Source organism: Alteromonas gilva (genome assembly GCF_028595265.1).
Taxonomy (GTDB): domain Bacteria; phylum Pseudomonadota; class Gammaproteobacteria; order Enterobacterales; family Alteromonadaceae; genus Alteromonas; species Alteromonas gilva.
Map to the genome: position 1 here is coordinate 2,016,880 of NZ_JAQQXP010000001.1, position 16,301 is coordinate 2,033,180.

12 protein-coding genes are annotated in these 16,301 nt (G+C 49.8%); 11 read left to right on the plus strand and 1 reads right to left on the minus strand.

The annotated features are described in order from the left end of the window. The first annotated feature begins 2 nt into the window (after positions 1-2). The 4 genes from glgB (at position 3) to msrB (ending at position 6,357) form a co-directional block, all read left to right on the plus strand. Positions 3-2,189 carry a 1,4-alpha-glucan branching protein GlgB gene (glgB, locus tag OIK42_RS08865; RefSeq protein ID WP_273639839.1) on the plus strand — a complete coding sequence of 729 codons (2,187 nt, stop codon included), beginning with the start codon at positions 3-5 and terminating at the stop codon, positions 2,187-2,189. A 2-nt stretch (positions 2,190-2,191) separates the two neighbouring features. Continuing rightward, the gene (gene glgX, locus OIK42_RS08870) at positions 2,192-4,285 is read left to right on the plus strand and encodes a glycogen debranching protein GlgX (protein WP_273639840.1); all 2,094 of its coding nucleotides are present in this window, start codon (positions 2,192-2,194) and stop codon (positions 4,283-4,285) included. Between the two features lie 120 nt (positions 4,286-4,405). Further along, on the plus strand, positions 4,406-5,950 hold the full coding sequence (gene gnd, locus OIK42_RS08875) for an NADP-dependent phosphogluconate dehydrogenase (RefSeq protein ID WP_273641459.1): 1,545 nt from the start codon (positions 4,406-4,408) through the stop codon (positions 5,948-5,950). Positions 5,951-5,973: 23 nt separating this feature from the next. Then, positions 5,974-6,357 carry a peptide-methionine (R)-S-oxide reductase MsrB gene (msrB, locus tag OIK42_RS08880; protein WP_273639841.1) on the plus strand — a complete coding sequence of 128 codons (384 nt, stop codon included), beginning with the start codon at positions 5,974-5,976 and terminating at the stop codon, positions 6,355-6,357. 408 nt (positions 6,358-6,765) lie between these two features. Here msrB and OIK42_RS08885 read toward each other — a convergent pair whose 3' ends face one another. After that, a complete protein-coding gene (locus OIK42_RS08885) occupies positions 6,766-7,602 on the minus strand; it encodes a DUF2989 domain-containing protein (RefSeq protein WP_273639842.1) in 837 nt (278 codons plus the stop codon). Between the two features lie 180 nt (positions 7,603-7,782). Here OIK42_RS08885 and OIK42_RS08890 point away from each other — a divergent pair, with 180 nt between their 5' ends. The 7 genes from OIK42_RS08890 (at position 7,783) to OIK42_RS08920 (ending at position 16,096) form a co-directional block, all read left to right on the plus strand. After that, on the plus strand, positions 7,783-9,228 hold the full coding sequence (locus tag OIK42_RS08890; RefSeq protein WP_273639843.1) for a glyceraldehyde-3-phosphate dehydrogenase: 1,446 nt from the start codon (positions 7,783-7,785) through the stop codon (positions 9,226-9,228). Between the two features lie 299 nt (positions 9,229-9,527). Further along, positions 9,528-10,658: a M14 family metallopeptidase gene (locus OIK42_RS08895; protein ID WP_273639844.1), complete on the plus strand. Its 1,131-nt coding sequence runs from the start codon at positions 9,528-9,530 to the stop codon at positions 10,656-10,658. Between the two features lie 37 nt (positions 10,659-10,695). Further along, entirely contained in the window at positions 10,696-12,360 is a 1,665-nt protein-coding gene (locus tag OIK42_RS08900) for an alanine/glycine:cation symporter family protein (protein WP_273639846.1), read from the plus strand. A 125-nt stretch (positions 12,361-12,485) separates the two neighbouring features. Continuing rightward, entirely contained in the window at positions 12,486-12,815 is a 330-nt protein-coding gene (locus OIK42_RS08905; protein WP_273639848.1) for a hypothetical protein, read from the plus strand. After that, positions 12,812-13,105, plus strand: a complete 294-nt coding sequence (locus tag OIK42_RS08910; protein WP_273639849.1) for a YeaC family protein — start codon at positions 12,812-12,814, stop codon at positions 13,103-13,105. The genes OIK42_RS08905 and OIK42_RS08910 overlap by 4 nt, the downstream gene beginning before the upstream one ends. Next, a complete protein-coding gene (locus tag OIK42_RS08915) occupies positions 13,095-15,878 on the plus strand; it encodes a DUF349 domain-containing protein (protein ID WP_273639851.1) in 2,784 nt (927 codons plus the stop codon). The genes OIK42_RS08910 and OIK42_RS08915 overlap by 11 nt, the downstream gene beginning before the upstream one ends. After that, the gene (locus OIK42_RS08920) at positions 15,878-16,096 is read left to right on the plus strand and encodes a hypothetical protein (RefSeq protein ID WP_273639852.1); all 219 of its coding nucleotides are present in this window, start codon (positions 15,878-15,880) and stop codon (positions 16,094-16,096) included. The genes OIK42_RS08915 and OIK42_RS08920 overlap by 1 nt, the downstream gene beginning before the upstream one ends. Positions 16,097-16,301: the final 205 nt, after the last annotated feature.

The following is a 16,301-nucleotide window of genomic DNA, read 5'->3' on the forward strand; positions in this document are numbered from 1 at the left end:
CAATGCATTTTGAAGGGCAGTTAGCGCAGGCACAATGCAGCACGCCGTTTTCAGTATTAGGGCCACAGTCATCCGGCAATAACGTATTTATTCAGTGCTGGATGCCTTATGCGTCTGCGGTGAAGGTTATTCAGGCCCGTGACGGTCAGCTGTTGGGACGCTTAACGGCGAGTAACAAAAACGGCTTATTTAATGGCGTAATCCAGGGCTTGCAGGCGGGCGTTATTTATCGTTTTACGGTGACAACCGATAGCGGTGAAGTCACCTTTACCGATCCCTATCAGTTTCAGTCACAAGCCTACCATGGCGTCCATTTTATCGATCACGTGCCGCAAAATATCTACCGTCAGGCCGGTGCTCAGCGAGTGATTCTCGGTGACGGCGATTACACCGAACAGGGCGTGCGCTTTGCCGTGTTTGCGCCCAATGCCTCGGCCGTGTCTTTAGTGGGTGATTTTAATGGCTGGGATGGACGTAATCATCCCATGCAAAAAACCGATATGGGCTACTGGGTGTTAGTGGTGCCGGGACTAACAACCGGTGAGCGTTACAAGTATCAGATTAAAGATGCCAACGGCCATCAGTTACCACTGAAGTCCGATCCGGTTGGGTTTCATCACGAACAGTATCCGTCGCATGCGTCACTGGTGTACAGTCACGATGACTACCAATGGCATGACGAGCAGTGGTTATCGGCCGCCGCCACACTAAACAAATATCATCAGCCGATGAGTATCTACGAAGTGCATCTTGGTTCGTGGAAGCGTCCGGGCGACGCGTCTCAGCGTTATCTTGATTACCGACAGCTGGCCAGTGAACTCATCGCTTACGTGACTGAAATGGGCTATACCCATATTGAGTTATTGCCTGTCTCTGAATTCCCCTTCGATGGTTCCTGGGGATATCAGCCGGTGGGATTGTTTGCGCCCACCAGCCGCTTTGGTTCACCTGACGAATTCAAGCACTTTGTCGATAGCTGTCATCAGCATAACATCGGCGTTATCATTGATTGGGTGCCTGCGCATTTTCCTGAAGACGCCCATGGTCTGGCCAGGTTTGATGGCACGCATGTGTATGAGTACGAGGATCCTCGCCGGGGCTGGCATCCGGACTGGAACTCGTGCATTTACGACTTTGGTAAAGGCACGGTTCGTCAGTTTTTAGTGGCAAACGCGCTGTACTGGCTGGAGCATTTTCATATTGACGGGCTGCGCGTCGACGCCGTGGCCAGTATGCTTTATCTTGACTATTCACGGGAAGAGGGCGAGTGGATCCCTAATATACACGGTGGCAACGAAAATCTCGAAGCTATCAGCCTGCTGCGTTGGATGAACGAAGAGGTTTATCGCCATTTTCCCCATGCAATGACCATCGCTGAAGAGTCAACCAGTTTTCCTAAAGTGTCCAGACCTGTGTTCGAAGGCGGGCTCGGGTTTGGCTTTAAGTGGAATATGGGGTGGATGCATGATTCGTTGCATTACATCAGTAAGGATCCGGCTTATCGTTGTTACCATCATTCTGAAATGACATTCAGCATGGTGTATGCCTTTGATGAAAATTTTGTATTGCCCATTTCTCACGATGAGGTAGTACATGGCAAAGGCAGCCTGATAGGTAAAATGCCTGGCGACGAGTGGCAGCAGGCTGCCAACCAACGCTGTTACGCAGCCTTCATGTATGGCCATCCCGGTAAAAAACTCAACTTTATGGGCAACGAAATTGCCCAAAGCAGTGAGTGGAACCATGATGCGTCAGTAGACTGGTCATTACTTGAGTACGACAAGCACCGCGGCATGCAGCGTTTATATCGCGATCTCAATAAGCTGTATAAAACCTTGCCAGCCTTGCATCAACTTGATCATGACCCGGCGGGCTTTAGCTGGCTGGATCTGCATAATAACGAACACAGTATCTTTTCCTTCGTGCGCCACGCTAAGGAAGGCGGCCAGCAGGTTTATGTGATCAGCAATATGACCCCGCAGCCCCACGAGGACTTCCGCCTTGGCGTGCAGCAAGCAGGGCAATACACACTGGCACTGAATACCGATGACAGCGTATACTGGGGCAGTGGTTTTGCCAGCCCTGGGCACTGCGCAGCTGAAGCGATACCATGGAACCATCAGCCATATTCTATTAATATAAATTTACCTCCATTAGCGACGTTGTTTATCGTTTACGACAAGGATTAATTGTGAATAGTGCATGTCATTCACACCATCAGGAAGTCGATCTGGGCAGGCCGTTCCCGCTGGGTGCGACGGTCACCGAAAATGGCTGTAATTTTGCCGTTACCTGCACTGATGCCAGAGCAGTCGTCCTGTGTTTATTTCATGCCGATACAGAAGAAGTGCTGGGCGAAATTGTGATGCCTGCCAAGTCTGGCGATGTCTGGCATGCCCACGTAAAAGGCGTTAGTCATGGACAGTTATATGGCTACCGGGTTGAGCGTGGTGAGGAGAATTTGCATCATTCCCCCACCGATAAACTATTGATTGACCCCTATGCCAGGCAACTAAGCCGGCCGTTGCACTGGAATGCCCGCCAGTACAGTGGCGACAGTCAGTTTATGATGGCGAAATGTGTCGTGATAGCGAGCCAGTCTGCGCCGCCGGGGAGTGCCGACAGACCTCCTAAACCCACCATTCCGCGCCATCGGCGTATATTGTACGAAGCGCATGTGAAAGGGTTAACCAAACAACACCCTGATGTGCCTGTAGCGCAGCAGGGTAAATACCTTGGCGCTTGCCATCCGGCGATATTAGAACATCTCAAAGCGCTGGGGATAACCAGCGTGCAGTTTATGCCGCTGGCAGCCTTTATGCCCGAGCCTTACATTACCGAAAAAGGCTTAACCAATTACTGGGGGTATAACCCGGTTAACTATTTTGCGCCAGAGCCACGCTACGGTCAGGACGATCCGCTGACTGAGTGTCGCACAATGGTGGATGAATACCACGCGGCTGGCTTTGAAGTGATTGTTGACGTGGTTTATAACCATACCGCAGAAGGCGGACCTGACGGGCCGTTACTCAGTTTTCGCGGGATGTTTCCGCACCAGGCTTATCTGATGGAGCAAACGGCTAAAGGCAAGTTGGTCTATAGCAACCATTCGGGCTGTGGCAACACCGTTTATTCAGCCCATCCTATAATGACCAACATGATCATGGATGCGTTACGTTACTGGGTAAGTGACATCGGTGTGGATGGCTTTCGGTTTGACTTAGCGGCATGTTTGGGCCGCGATCCCCAGCAGTTTTCGGTATTTGCGGGATTGCTTCGGGCTATCAGTCAGGATCCGCAGCTCAAATCGGCAGTGCTCATTGCTGAGCCCTGGGATATCGGTCCCGGTGGATATCAGCTGGGCACCTTTGGCGCCAGATGGTTTGAGTGCAATGACAAGTTTCGCGACTCGGTGCGCGCCTTCTGGCGTGGTGACAAAGGCATCAAAGCAGATTTCGCCACGCGCTTAATGGGCTCGCGGGACGTCTTTCATAAAGGCTATCGCAATATTAATACGTCAGTGAACAATGTCACCTACCATGATGGTTTCACCCTGCAGGATTTGGTCAGTTATGCCGAACGACACAATGAGGCAAATGGCGAAGAAAACCGCGATGGTCATGGCCACAATTTATCGGCCAACTACGGCGTGGAAGGGCCAACCTCTGACAAGGCCATTTTGGCGCGCCGTGAGCAGCAAAAACGCAATTTCTTTGCAACCCTGCTATTTTCTCAGGGGACCCCGCATATTCTGGGCGGAGATGAACTGAGCCGCACGCAGCAGGGCAATAACAATGCCTATTGTCAGGATAATGAAATCAGCTGGTTTAACTGGGAACTGAATAAATATCAGCAAGACTTTTTGGCCTATTGTCGTCACGTGATCAGTATTCGCCAGCAGTCAGAGTTACTCAGCAGAATGTTTTTGGACGATGACGCCTACCAGTTACACAACAATGTGGCGGCTGTAAACTGGTATAACCCTGACGGTAGTGACAAAGGGAACGATGATTGGGCATCGCACAGCAATAAAGCTTTTGCGGTAGAAATCATTGGCCATAAAAATACCGTAAAAGAGCCTGAACACTGGTTGTTGTGTTTTAACGCCAGTGACAGGGACGTAAAATTTAATACCCGTCTGCAGTCGCATAACGGTGGCTGGTCACTGGTATTGGATACCCGCTACAGTCATCCAGCCAAGCAGCCTCATTTGCGCGTACAGCATTTATTTTTGCAAGCTAAACAGTCTTTCGTTCTTTTTCGATATACCGAATTTCCGCTTTAGTTTACATAAACTTACGTCATTTTTGGAAAAATCCCTGTTATACTAAGCGCCTATCAAGCGCTTTTCATTCTGTCGTGGGGTGGTATTATGCGCAACCAGCTAAATGTAGAGGGTAGTTTAATGCAAAACAGTGGTGGCGCTCAGCCTCATAATTCGTGTGATATTGGTGTAATCGGCTTAGGCGTGATGGGTAAAAATTTAGCCATGAACCTGGCTGATCATGGTTATCGTGTGGCATGCTTTGATCTAGACAGTAAGCGTATCGATGCTATTGTCGCCCAGGATGAAAAAGAACGCGGCGACCAGCCAGCCCGAATTGTCCCTGTTACTGATCTGACTGAACTCACTTCTGCGCTCATTTCCCCAGCGGTAATTTTATTATCCATACCCGCAGGTGCACCGGTCGATGCGGTTTGCGAGCAACTCATTAAGGTTGGTATCAATCCGGACGATGTGGTGATTGATACCGGCAACAGTTTGTGGAGTGACTCCGTCGCCAGGGAAAAACGTTTCGCTGACAAATTCTTATTCTTTACCACCGCCGTTTCTGGTGGCGAAGTGGGCGCCCGTTTTGGACCCTCTTTAATGCCTTCCGGCTCTGAGCAAGCGTGGCAAAGAGTCGGGCCAATGCTAAAGGCCATTGCCGCCAAAGTCGACCCGCAAACGGGTAAACCCATTGAGTCATCGACACCCGGTCAGCCTGTGACAGAAGGCGAGCCCTGCGCGGCGTATATTGGTCCTAATGGTGCCGGGCACTACGTGAAGATGGTTCATAACGGGATTGAATATGCCGACATGCAGCTTATCTGTGAAGCCTACCAGGTGATGCGCGTCGCTCTGAATATGACCCCCGTTGATATTGCAAAGGTGTTTCGTCGCTGGAATAAGGGGCCACTGGACTCCTACCTGATTGAAATCAGTGCGGAAGTGCTGGAACAAATCGATCCGCAAACCAATCAGCCTTTAGTGGATGTCATCCTCGATAAGGCCGGACAAAAAGGCACTGGCTTGTGGACAGCAGTGAGTGCGCTGCAAACCGGTAGCCCGGCACAAACCATCGCCCAGGCGGTTTTTGCTCGCAGCCTGTCGAGTTTAAAAACAGAACGGGTTGCGGCCGCAGAGATATTGGCCGGCCCGGATATCGCGCCGGTCAGTGAAGCGCAGCGAGAAGCCACGATCACCCAACTGGAGCATGCGCTGTACTGCTCAAAAATTTGTGCTTATGCGCAGGGCTTCCAGTTAATGAAAAGTGCAGCTCAAGAGCAGGGCTGGACCCTGCACTTTGCTGAAATTGCCAAGATATGGCGTGCCGGTTGTATTATTCGGGCGGTATTTTTACAGTCGATCGCCAAAGCCTATGAAAGCGATTCAGCGTTACCTAACTTGTTGGTGGACCCGTTCTTTGCCGAGCAAATAGCCACCTATCAGGCGGATTGGCGTGCAGCGGTATCATTGAGTGCACAGCAGGGCGTTGCTTGCCCAGCAATGATGTCTGCGCTGAGTTACTATGACTCCTATCGCACTGCGGTGTTACCAGCGAATCTGCTACAGGGACAGCGCGACTTCTTTGGTGCTCATACTTTTTCTCGTACGGACCAGCCCATTGAGGAAAAATACCATATTGAATGGAGTGATCCTTCGCGGCCTTTACAGCTTATCCAGTAGTATCAGGCCTGCGTGGAGAGAATATGAGTAATAACGATCAGTGGCGCGACAAACTGAGTGCCGAAGAGTACCGGGTTACCCGCCAAGCGGGCACGGAGCGCCCGTTCAGCGGCTCATTATTATATGAGTCGCGCAGTGGGACATACCAGTGTAAGTGCTGCGGTGCCAAGCTGTTTGATGACAGCAGTAAGTTTGATGCCGGCTGCGGCTGGCCATCGTTTTTCGCTCAGACTGACGATGATAATGTCGGTTACCGCTTTGATGAAAGTCATGGTATGCGGCGCACTGAGATTTATTGTAAGCATTGCGATGCCCATCTAGGGCACGTATTTGATGACGGTCCGGCGCCTACCGGCCAGCGTTATTGCGTAAATTCAGTCAGTTTAGATTTTATTCCGCAAGACTAACGTACACGTTTCCCAGGACTCACCTACACAGCGACCATCAAAGGCAGTGCAGGGCTGCCTTTCAGGTGGTCGAAATCCGTACCGCTCAACCTGTCGACACCATGCACTGCTGGCTGTTTTATGTTCAATGACGTGTGAAGTGGCGCCATTTCTTAATCTAATTGTGATTATTCATAAAAAAATACGCTTTTTTTTATGTAATTGAATTTCACAATTGTTAGTAAACTGTTGAAGTAAAGGTCGCCACAGTGAATGCGATGAGCCATCAATAGTGGGTTTTTTGAGGGCGAATTTCAGCGCTGAACTAATAATGCGGGTTTAACACTTCACACTGGCGAACTTACCCATGAGGTTATACATCAGCGTAGTGGGCGTTAGCGCCCGCGCAAAAAAACGACTCTCACCTACTTATAAGCGGTCTATTTTCAGGGCTTTTGCATCAAACTCACGGGCTTCCAGCGCATCGATGATGTCGTCAGCAATTCGATCTAACAGCGCAGCGGGGAGTTCATGCTTAGCAGCCATCGCCGTTAACTGACTGTTATCAGTACTCTCGGCAAAATGATTGGTCACTTTGGTCCAGACGTACGCCATTCGGTAATTTTCGGTATCTAATGATAACGACGTTAATAACCCCGTAATTCGGCCATCAATCTCCTCATCGACGTTGGCATAATGGCTCAGCGCTTTAAACAGGGCATTGCGCGCCGCCTTTGGGTTGTCGGCGATTTGAATACTGGCGAGGTCAACATAGTACTTGGGCTCGGCAAATACGTCGCGCTCAGCTGCGTCGACAAAACGTTGTTTTGCGTCCTCGTAGCCAAACCTTGACCATTGATAGTAAGAAATATAAGGATCAGGTGAGTGCTTTGTTTGCCACTGCAGTTCTTTAAGGGTTTGGGCCACCGACACCGAGGCCTGTTTACGGGCAAATTCTTTGTCGCGGTATTTTACATGTTGGATTTGCGCCGCTTTGTTGATGCACTGCTGATAATTTTCATAATTAACCAGTAAATCATACTTGGGTCTGTCACTGTCGTCATCCTGGTAATCATAGCGGTGGCGTACGATTTCGGATTTTTCGGTACGACACCAGCCGTCGGTATTTAGGTCACTGCAAAATTGCGGGTTGTCTTCGCAGATTTGCTTTATCGAAGGGGCAAAAAAATCACTGCAACCGGCGAGCAACAGAATGCCTGACGCCAACAAGGCGCGGCACAAAAATGTGGATAATTTACTAAACAAATTAGGTTGAATCGTTAATTTGGTTATTTTTTTGAAACTTTTCAACAATTTGGAGTTGCCCCTTTGATTATTTAGAATACCTGCTTGCAGAGATAAGGCGTTGTTACAGGTATTGTACTACCGACTGCTTCTGCTCACATCGTCAACTTTATACATGATTTTTTTGGTGAAGGCACTAGTATGAACCACCCATTTGAGCAAGAATTGCAATCCAGCTGGCAGGAACGTCAGGAATATGCGGAAATGATGTTACCAATCATTGGTAAATTATATCGCAATAAATCCATCGAAATCACAGTGTACGGCCGTACTTTACTCAATGCCAGCGCGATTGATGTGATTAAAGCTCATCGAAAAGTACGATTACATGAAGGCATTAAACTGCGTCTGCGGGAGAGCTTTCCGGTCCTGGAAGCCATCCACGCGATGCCGCTGGCACCGGCACAAATCGATATTGGTAAACTGGCCTTTGATTTTCACTACGGCAGCGGCGTTGATAAAACGGATCTGAGTGCGTATTTGCACAAAAAACTCGCCGATGTCGTCAGTAAAACAGATGAACATACCCCTCAGGATGTGGTTTTGTATGGCTTTGGTCGCATTGGGCGATTGCTGGCAAGATTAATGATCGAACGTCAGGGGCAAAGCAACAAACTGCGTTTACGGGCAATTGTCGTGCGCGGTGGTCGTGAGGGGGATCTGGAAAAACGCGCCAGCTTACTGCGCCGCGATTCTGTGCACGGCCCGTTTAATGGCAGTATCACGATTGATCATGAGCGCAATGCGCTTAAAGCTAACGGCGCTTATATTCAGGTCATTTATGCCAACAGCCCCGATGAAATCGACTACACCGCTTATGGTATCAACAATGCCCTGATTATTGATAACACCGGTATTTGGCGCGACCGTGACGGACTGGGTTTACACCTGAAAGCGAAAGGCGCTGCCAAGGCGCTGTTAACGGCGCCCGGTAAAGGTGATATCAAGAATATTGTTCACGGCGTCAACGATAAAGATATTTCGCCCGCCGATACCATCGTGTCGGCTGCCAGTTGCACCACCAATGCCATTACGCCGGTACTCAAAGCGTTGGATGAGGAGTTTGGTATTGCTAACGGCCATGTCGAGACCGTTCACTCCTACACTAACGATCAAAACCTCATCGATAACTATCATAAGGGCGAGCGTCGTGGTCGCAGTGCACCACTGAATATGGTGATCACCGAAACCGGTGCGGCGCAGGCAGTTGCTAAGGCATACCCTAAGCTGGCAGGCAAACTCACGGGCAACGCGATCAGAGTACCCACGCCGAACGTGTCGATGGCAATTCTTAATCTCAACCTGAATGAAGCGACGGACAAAGTCAGTGTCAATGAGTTTTTGCGTGATACCGCCTTGTTCTCTTCGTTGCAGCATCAGATAGATTACACCGCGTCAACCGAGGTGGTGTCGACTGACATGGTTGGCTCGCGAGCGGCGGCGGTAATTGATTCTCAGGCCACCATTGTGGCAGACAACCGTCTGACACTCTATGTTTGGTACGATAATGAGTTTGGTTACAGCTGCCAGGTAATGCGGGTTGCTATGAATATGGCAGGGATTACGATACCGGCGTTACCGGTATAATCAGCTACGCACCGTAAAGCGGCAACCAGGCTACACCGCACAGCTCCATTGGCGCGCTTGCCTGGCTTAACTGGTTGGCGAAATTGGGTGTAGAGGCGTGCGCAAAGGCGATTACAGCGTTATCCTGAGAATAAGATAACGCTGTATTTGTCAGGCGCGTTACCGTACTCTCAGCGGCAGTGCCAACTGTTCAATCTATCACCACAAACGACAAAAAACGGCTTTTCACCCTGCAAGTGCATGGTATTGTTATTCATGACTGTGTTAAATTAACCGAAAATTGATAACAATAAAGACAGATGCATATATCAAGTCAATTCGATAGCGGGAATATCCGTGTTGTTCGCGCAGAACAATGCAACGACATTGTGCTGGCCATCAATAAAGACAATAACTCCGATTTTTATCAGTGGTTTCACTTCCGGTTGAGTGGTGAAGTCAATCAGTTGCATCGTATTGCCATCACTGAACTGGCTGCCTCTGCTTATCCGAAAGGCTGGGAACAGTATAATGTGCTGGCATCCTATGACCGTCAGACCTGGTTCAGGGTCGACAGTGACTTTGACGGCGATGCGCTGACCTTCAGTATTGCCCTGGAGCAACCGCAGGTTTATTTTGCCTATTTTGTTCCGTACAGCTACGAAAGACACCTGGATTTGCTCGCCGATGCACAATGTTCACCCTTGTGCCGGTTGGTTCATTTAGGCGAGACCCTCGATGGCAGAGACATGTCGATGCTGGTGATCGGTGAGCCGGGCGAAGGCAAACGTAACATCTGGATTACCGCACGTCAGCATCCTGGAGAAAGCATGGCCGAGTGGTGCGCTGAAGGCATTATCGGGCGCTTACTGGATGAACAGGACGGCATTGCCCGCGCTCTGCTAGAGCAGGCGGTGTTTTATATCGTGCCCAATATGAACCCTGATGGCAGTGCTCGTGGCCATCTACGGACCAATGCGGCAGGCGCAAACCTGAACCGGGAATGGCAAACACCGACACCTGAGCGCAGCCCTGAGGTGTACTATGTGCTCAACGCGATGCGTGAAGCCGGCGTTGATATGTATCTGGATTTGCACGGTGATGAAGCCTTACCCTATAACTTTGTGGCAGGAAGTGAGGGGATTCCGGCGTATTCTGAGCGCCTGAAGACGCTGGAAGAACGTTTTAAATCGGCATTGTTGCTTGCTACCCCTGAGTTTCAGGATGAACATGGATACGCTAAGGATGCGCCGGGCAAGGCCGATTTAACCATCGCATCCAATGCGGTAGGGCAGGCGTTTGAGTGCCTGGCGTACACCGTCGAAATGCCTTTTAAAGATAATAATGATTTACCGGATCCATTATTTGGCTGGTCAGCGCAACGCTGTCAGCAGTTTGGTGAAGATTTACTGGTCGCGACCCATGCAGTTGTTGCCAGCCTTAGGACATAACAACAATAAACAACATTAACAACAAGGGGAATTTGGTTTGGAAGGCTTGTATAACTTTTTAACGTCACTCGATGGCATGTTGGGGGGAGCACCATGGTTCCCATTCGTGCTGCTTGGGGTGGGGTTGTTCTTCACCGTTTATTTAAAGTTTCCGCAAATACGCTTTTTTAAGCATGCCTGGAAAGTGATCACCGGCAAATACGATCATAATGATGACCCGGGTGATACCACCCATTTCAGAGCCCTGACTACTGCACTATCCGGTACGGTGGGAACGGGTAACATTAGTGGTGTCGCCTTTGCTATATTTCTTGGTGGCCCGGCAGCCTTGTTCTGGATGTGGGCAACTGCATTCTTAGGCATGACAACCAAATTTGTTGAGGTAACACTGTCGCATAAGTACCGGGTTAAAACCGAAGACGGCACTATGGCTGGTGGCCCCATGTACTTTATGGATCGCGGTCTGAACATGAAATGGCTGGCGGTTGCGTTTGCGATTGCCACCGTGGTGAGTTCTTTTGGTACCGGTAACCTGCCACAAAGTAACGGTATTGCGACCAGTATCGAAGCGACCTTTGGCTTTGAGCCATGGATTGTCGGCAGCGTGCTGGGTATTTTGCTGGCGCTGGTAATACTTGGCGGTATTCAGCGTATCGCGGCGGTCACTGCGCGTATTGTGCCCTTTATGGCTGTGGTGTATTTAGTGGGTGCCCTGGCGGTTATCTTTGCCAATATCGAAAACGTGCTGCCGTCGTTTATGGCGGTGATTAAAGACGCCTTTACCGGTTCTGCTGCGGCAGGCGGTTTCCTTGGTGCGTCACTGGCTTACGCCTTTAACCGGGGCGTCAACCGAGGCCTGTTTTCCAACGAAGCCGGTCAGGGTTCGGCGCCGATTGCTCACGCTGCGGCGAAAACCAAAGAGCCAGCCTCAGAGGGCATGGTGTCGTTGCTTGAGCCGTTCATTGATACCATTATTATCTGTACAATTACCGGTTTGGTTATTCTGTCGTCAGGCGTTTGGAAAGAAAAACACGAAAACGTGTTTGACCGTTCAGACATGATGTTTGTCGCGGGTGAATATACAGATGCTAACGAAGACGATAAAGCCCGTCTTTACGGTTTTTTAAATGACGTCGAAGGTAACGAACTTGAAAAGTTCACCGGCACCATCACCGTGGTAAATGGCTCTGCGGTCACTGATGGCTTTACCCTGATTAACGCCCGTTCGATAGCCGAAGATGTCCAGTATCTGGTGGGTAGCGAAGATCCCTTCTCGGGAACGTTACAAATCAACGATGGTAAACCGGTCAAAGATAACCTCATTGTTCAGGGTAAATCGCTGGTACACTCCGCGGCACTAACGACAATTGCCTTTACCCGGGGCTGGTTTGGTGACTTTGGCCAGTATATCGTGTCGGTGGGCTTATTACTGTTTGCCTTTTCTACTGCCATCGCATGGTCCTATTATGGTGACCGCGCAATGACCTATTTGCTTGGCCCGCGCTCTATTATGCCGTACCGGGTAATTTACGTGGCTGGCTTTGTGTGGGCGTCGTTTTCTGATACCACGCTGGTATGGGCATTATCGGCGGTTGCCATCGTGGTCATGACGCTGCCAAACCTGTTTGGTATTATGTTACTGAGCAAAGAAATGAAGAAAACCGTGGACGATTATTGGTCACGGGTTAAAGAGAACGATTAAAGTAAACCAGATGCCGCGTCGGGCTGTAAAAAGAACGACGCTGGCAGTATTTAAAAGCCAGGGTTTGACCTGGCTTTTTGGTATGAATTAAGTGTTGTATAGCTGACTATTCCAGAGGAGATATAATGGCATTAATTGATTGTCCGTCGTGTGGTAAAAAAATGTCAGATAAGGCCAAAACGTGCTCTAATTGCGATTTTTCTTATGCTGATGCGACGCCCGAAGATGTCGAGCGTAAATTGAATTTAAAGCGGTTTAAAAAAATGCACAGCATTCAAAATCAGTCGATGCTGGCAATGCTGTTATTTATTGGCGGTTTTGGATTTATGTACTGGGGCGGCGTATCACCGGGTGATATGCAGCATAATCTGGCGTTATTAAGTTGTGTTGTCGGTTTTATGTGGTATGGCATAAACCGGGTTCGAATCGTGTTATTAAAACGGTCAACAAAATGAATGTAGAGCAAATTCTGGCAGCCATGACGCCCGAAGTGTACGAACGACTTCGGTTGGCTGTTGAGACAGGTAAGTGGCCTGATGGCAATCCGCTGAATGAAGAACAGAAAGAAAACTGCCTACAGGCAGTATTGTTATATCAGGCTAAAGTAGCTCACTCAACCGAACATATGACGGTGAGTGCTGAAGGTGAAATAGTCCATAAGAGCAAAAGCGAGCTGCGTCGCGAATTACGCGAAAGTCAGTCAAATGAACATTCCATTGCGCGGTTTAAACAGGATGATATTTAGTCGTTTTTTCTCACCAGCTCATAGCAGTGACGATCCGAACATCCGGATCAAAGCTATTGCAAACCTGTCTCCGGATTCGGCAAATGAGCGTAGAATTCTCCACGAGTTGGCGTTCAATGATGCCGATGCAAAAGTGAGTCTGGCAGCGCTTGATAAACTCGATTCCTTTGTTCTGTGGCTTAAAATGTCGCAGATTGCGCGCGATCCTGCACTGGTCAGTGCAGCGCAGTTAAAGGTCGAAAGTGCGCTAATAGATGGTACCAGCGAGATTAGTCAGGCCGAAGTAAAAGAGTACATGCTTAAAGCCGCACCAGTGGAGTTGGTAGTCAGATGCTTGCCGCGTATGACCGCACTGCATGCCGATACCGACTTCTGTGGCAAGGTACTGGTTAAAGTCGGGCGCAGCAGTTTTTATCAGCAATTGTTGATGGAGACGCCGGTATTTGCCCTGAAGTCACATATTATAGAAAACAGCCATGACACTGATTTACTTCAGCGTGTGTTGCGTAAGAGTGACGATGAGTCGTTGCAGGCGCTGTTAAATAAACGCATTGCCATGCTAGCCGAAGCGGCACAAAAACCCATCACGCTGGCGCGACAAGTAACCTTAGTGCTGTCCAAGCTATTAGCGTTGTTAGATAAAAGTGATTATCAACAAATATATCAGGCACAACAATCACTCAACCAGGAATATGCCGAGCTGAGCAACGATTTTGCGTGCCTGGATGCGGAAACCCGTGGTGAGTTTGCCAATAAGTTAGCTAATATCAATCAGCGCATCGACAAGCTGCTTCAGCGGCTTCGGCCTGATTGGGAGGCTGAGCAACACGCGGCCGCTCATGCCCGGGCACGAGCGTCAGCCGAGCAGGCGGTTGCCGAGGTTAAGCGCCATCAAAAGCAATTGCATGGCGAACAAATACTGAGCCTTACCCTGGGTGAAGTCACGCAGTTTCAGCAGGCTGTTGAACAGGCTGAGAAAGCCCTGGCAGATTTACAAAAGTTTGAGCCCGCAACCGATGAATTTGAGTCAATGCTGGAGACCTACCGGCATATATGGGACCGGCTCCCAGACTTGCAGCGCCAGGTTGAACAAGCCCGTCAGCAACTCATGGTGTGGCAGGCATTAATTGAGTCGTCAGACACGGATTGGCAGATAGAGGACATCCGCTCGCAGTGGCAGGAGATTACCCAGTCCATGGCGCTGGTGCCGGCGTTTTTGCGTGACCAGTGGCAGCAACTCTTTGCCCAGTTTAAACGCCAGGATCAGCATCGCCGTGCTGAGCAACAGCGCGAGTTAAAACACTGCCGCAAACACATTAACATTATTAATCAGTTGGTAGAGCAGGGGCGCTTTCGGGCTGCGATGGGCAGATATCAGCGTCTTGAAACGGATTATAATAAATTACCTGATCAAACCCGGGCGATGCTGGAGAAACGGTTTGAACAAACACGTGAGCAAATCGCCAGACTCGAAGGGTGGCAGATTTATCTTGCCGCGCCGCGTAAACCTGAACTGTTAGAGCAGGCCAGTGCATTGCTCAGTGAGCAGCACAACGATATGCCTGCCAGAGCACGATCCATCAAGTATTTGCGACAGCAATGGCAAAGCCTCGGAGAAACCAATACGCCCGAAGACACAGCGTTGAACAAGCAGTTTGACGACATACTCGAGCAGGCCTTTGAGCCGTGTCGCGCCTATTACGCCAAGCTTGAAGAGCAAAATAATCAGGCTGCACAGGCGCGTCAACAGTTGGTTGATACACTGCAAGCATTGGCAGTGGATACCGATATAGCACCTGAGCAACGGTATCAGCAGTTTGAAACGCTTAAAAAGCAATGGCTTAAGGCGGCGCAAACCGACAGTGAGCGGTATCAGCGTCTACGTCAGGACTGGGATAAGCACAGCGCAGTGGTTACTGAGCTATTAAACCCATGGCTGCTGCAAAATCGCCAGGCCAAGCAGGCATTGATCAATGAAGTGAATGCGCTGGCCGAATTCGACAATGCAGCAGAAGCCCGGCAAAGGGCGAAAACGTTGCAGGCGAACTGGAAAAACATCGGCCCTGCCGGTAAGCGCAATGAGTCTAAATTGTGGATGGCGTTTAAAGCGGCTAATGACGCGTTGTTCAATAAAGCAAAATCGGTTCAGGCCGAACAAAAAGCGGCTCAAAACCAAGCCGCAGAAGGCTGGCGTGCATCATTGGCGGACATTCAAAACAGCATGGCCGCAGGTCAGTTAGACGAGGCCAGTCAGCAGCTTGCCCGCAGTCGTCAGGCCATTGCCGACTTTACCGATAACGGCTTACAAAACGTGTTACAGCGTGAACTTGAGGCCTACCAGCTGCGCCTTAATAAAGCGAAAAAACAACAGGCCGCTGAGCAAATTGAACGTGCCATTGCAGCGCTTGCTGAGCATATGGTGAGCACGCCTTCGGCGGCGTCGCTGACTGCAATGTCAAAACAGTTTTCTGAACTACCGTCGCTCTGGTTCAAAGCGCAACAGGCAGAGCAAACGGGTGACTGGCTCAATACGCTGATCACTTTGGAAGTCCTTGGCCAGATTGAATCACCTGAGCAGGATGCTTCAAAGCGCTCGACGATCCAACTTCAGCTCATGCAGGCCAAACTGAGCGGTGAGGCGCTACCTGAGCCCGACCATTTAATTGCCAAACTTGTGGCCGGCGTGTGTGACACCGATGCGGCTGATTTGGCCATGTATCAATCACGCTTTACGGCAGTTTTAACACACTTTAGCCGACAAGAGGTGCGTTAATGATGCGTAACGCGATTGAGTATGTGTTTCCCAATCAACCACTGGCGTATCGCTTCTTAAATACTGTAAAGCATTTTGACGCTGAAAAACTGGTGGTCAAATATGGCCAGACCAATCATCACGTTAAAGTGAGTTACGAGATTAAGACAGCAGGCTTTGATACAACGCTGGGACAGTTAGACGATTTGGCTGACCAAATGGACGGCAGCGAAATTTAAATATTTGTTATGGCCCTGCACCCAAAGCGTCACAGCGCCTCAGGTTCAGGGCATTATCGCAGCCGTGCCTGCGGCGTTACGTTGTACTCATACAATGGGCAAAGCCGTTCCGCCGGTGCCCGGCTATCTCAGGCACTATTTTTAACCCTGTTTCAGAACCGCTTTCAGCCGGGACTCTTATCTTAAGTTTCTTCAATACTGCGCA

Bases quoted from the DNA above. Each gene is read 5' to 3' on its own strand.
- glgB (WP_273639839.1), top strand. From the start codon at position 3: ATGCATTTTGAAGGGCAGTTAGCGCAGGCACAATGCAGCACGCCGTTT.
- gnd (WP_273641459.1), top strand. From the start codon at position 4,406: ATGCAAAACAGTGGTGGCGCTCAGCCTCATAATTCGTGTGATATTGGT.
- msrB (WP_273639841.1), top strand. From the start codon at position 5,974: ATGAGTAATAACGATCAGTGGCGCGACAAACTGAGTGCCGAAGAGTAC.
- OIK42_RS08890 (WP_273639843.1), top strand. From the start codon at position 7,783: ATGAACCACCCATTTGAGCAAGAATTGCAATCCAGCTGGCAGGAACGT.
- OIK42_RS08895 (WP_273639844.1), top strand. From the start codon at position 9,528: ATGCATATATCAAGTCAATTCGATAGCGGGAATATCCGTGTTGTTCGC.
- OIK42_RS08905 (WP_273639848.1), top strand. From the start codon at position 12,486: ATGGCATTAATTGATTGTCCGTCGTGTGGTAAAAAAATGTCAGATAAG.
- OIK42_RS08910 (WP_273639849.1), top strand. From the start codon at position 12,812: ATGAATGTAGAGCAAATTCTGGCAGCCATGACGCCCGAAGTGTACGAA.
- OIK42_RS08915 (WP_273639851.1), top strand. From the start codon at position 13,095: ATGATATTTAGTCGTTTTTTCTCACCAGCTCATAGCAGTGACGATCCG.
- OIK42_RS08920 (WP_273639852.1), top strand. From the start codon at position 15,878: ATGATGCGTAACGCGATTGAGTATGTGTTTCCCAATCAACCACTGGCG.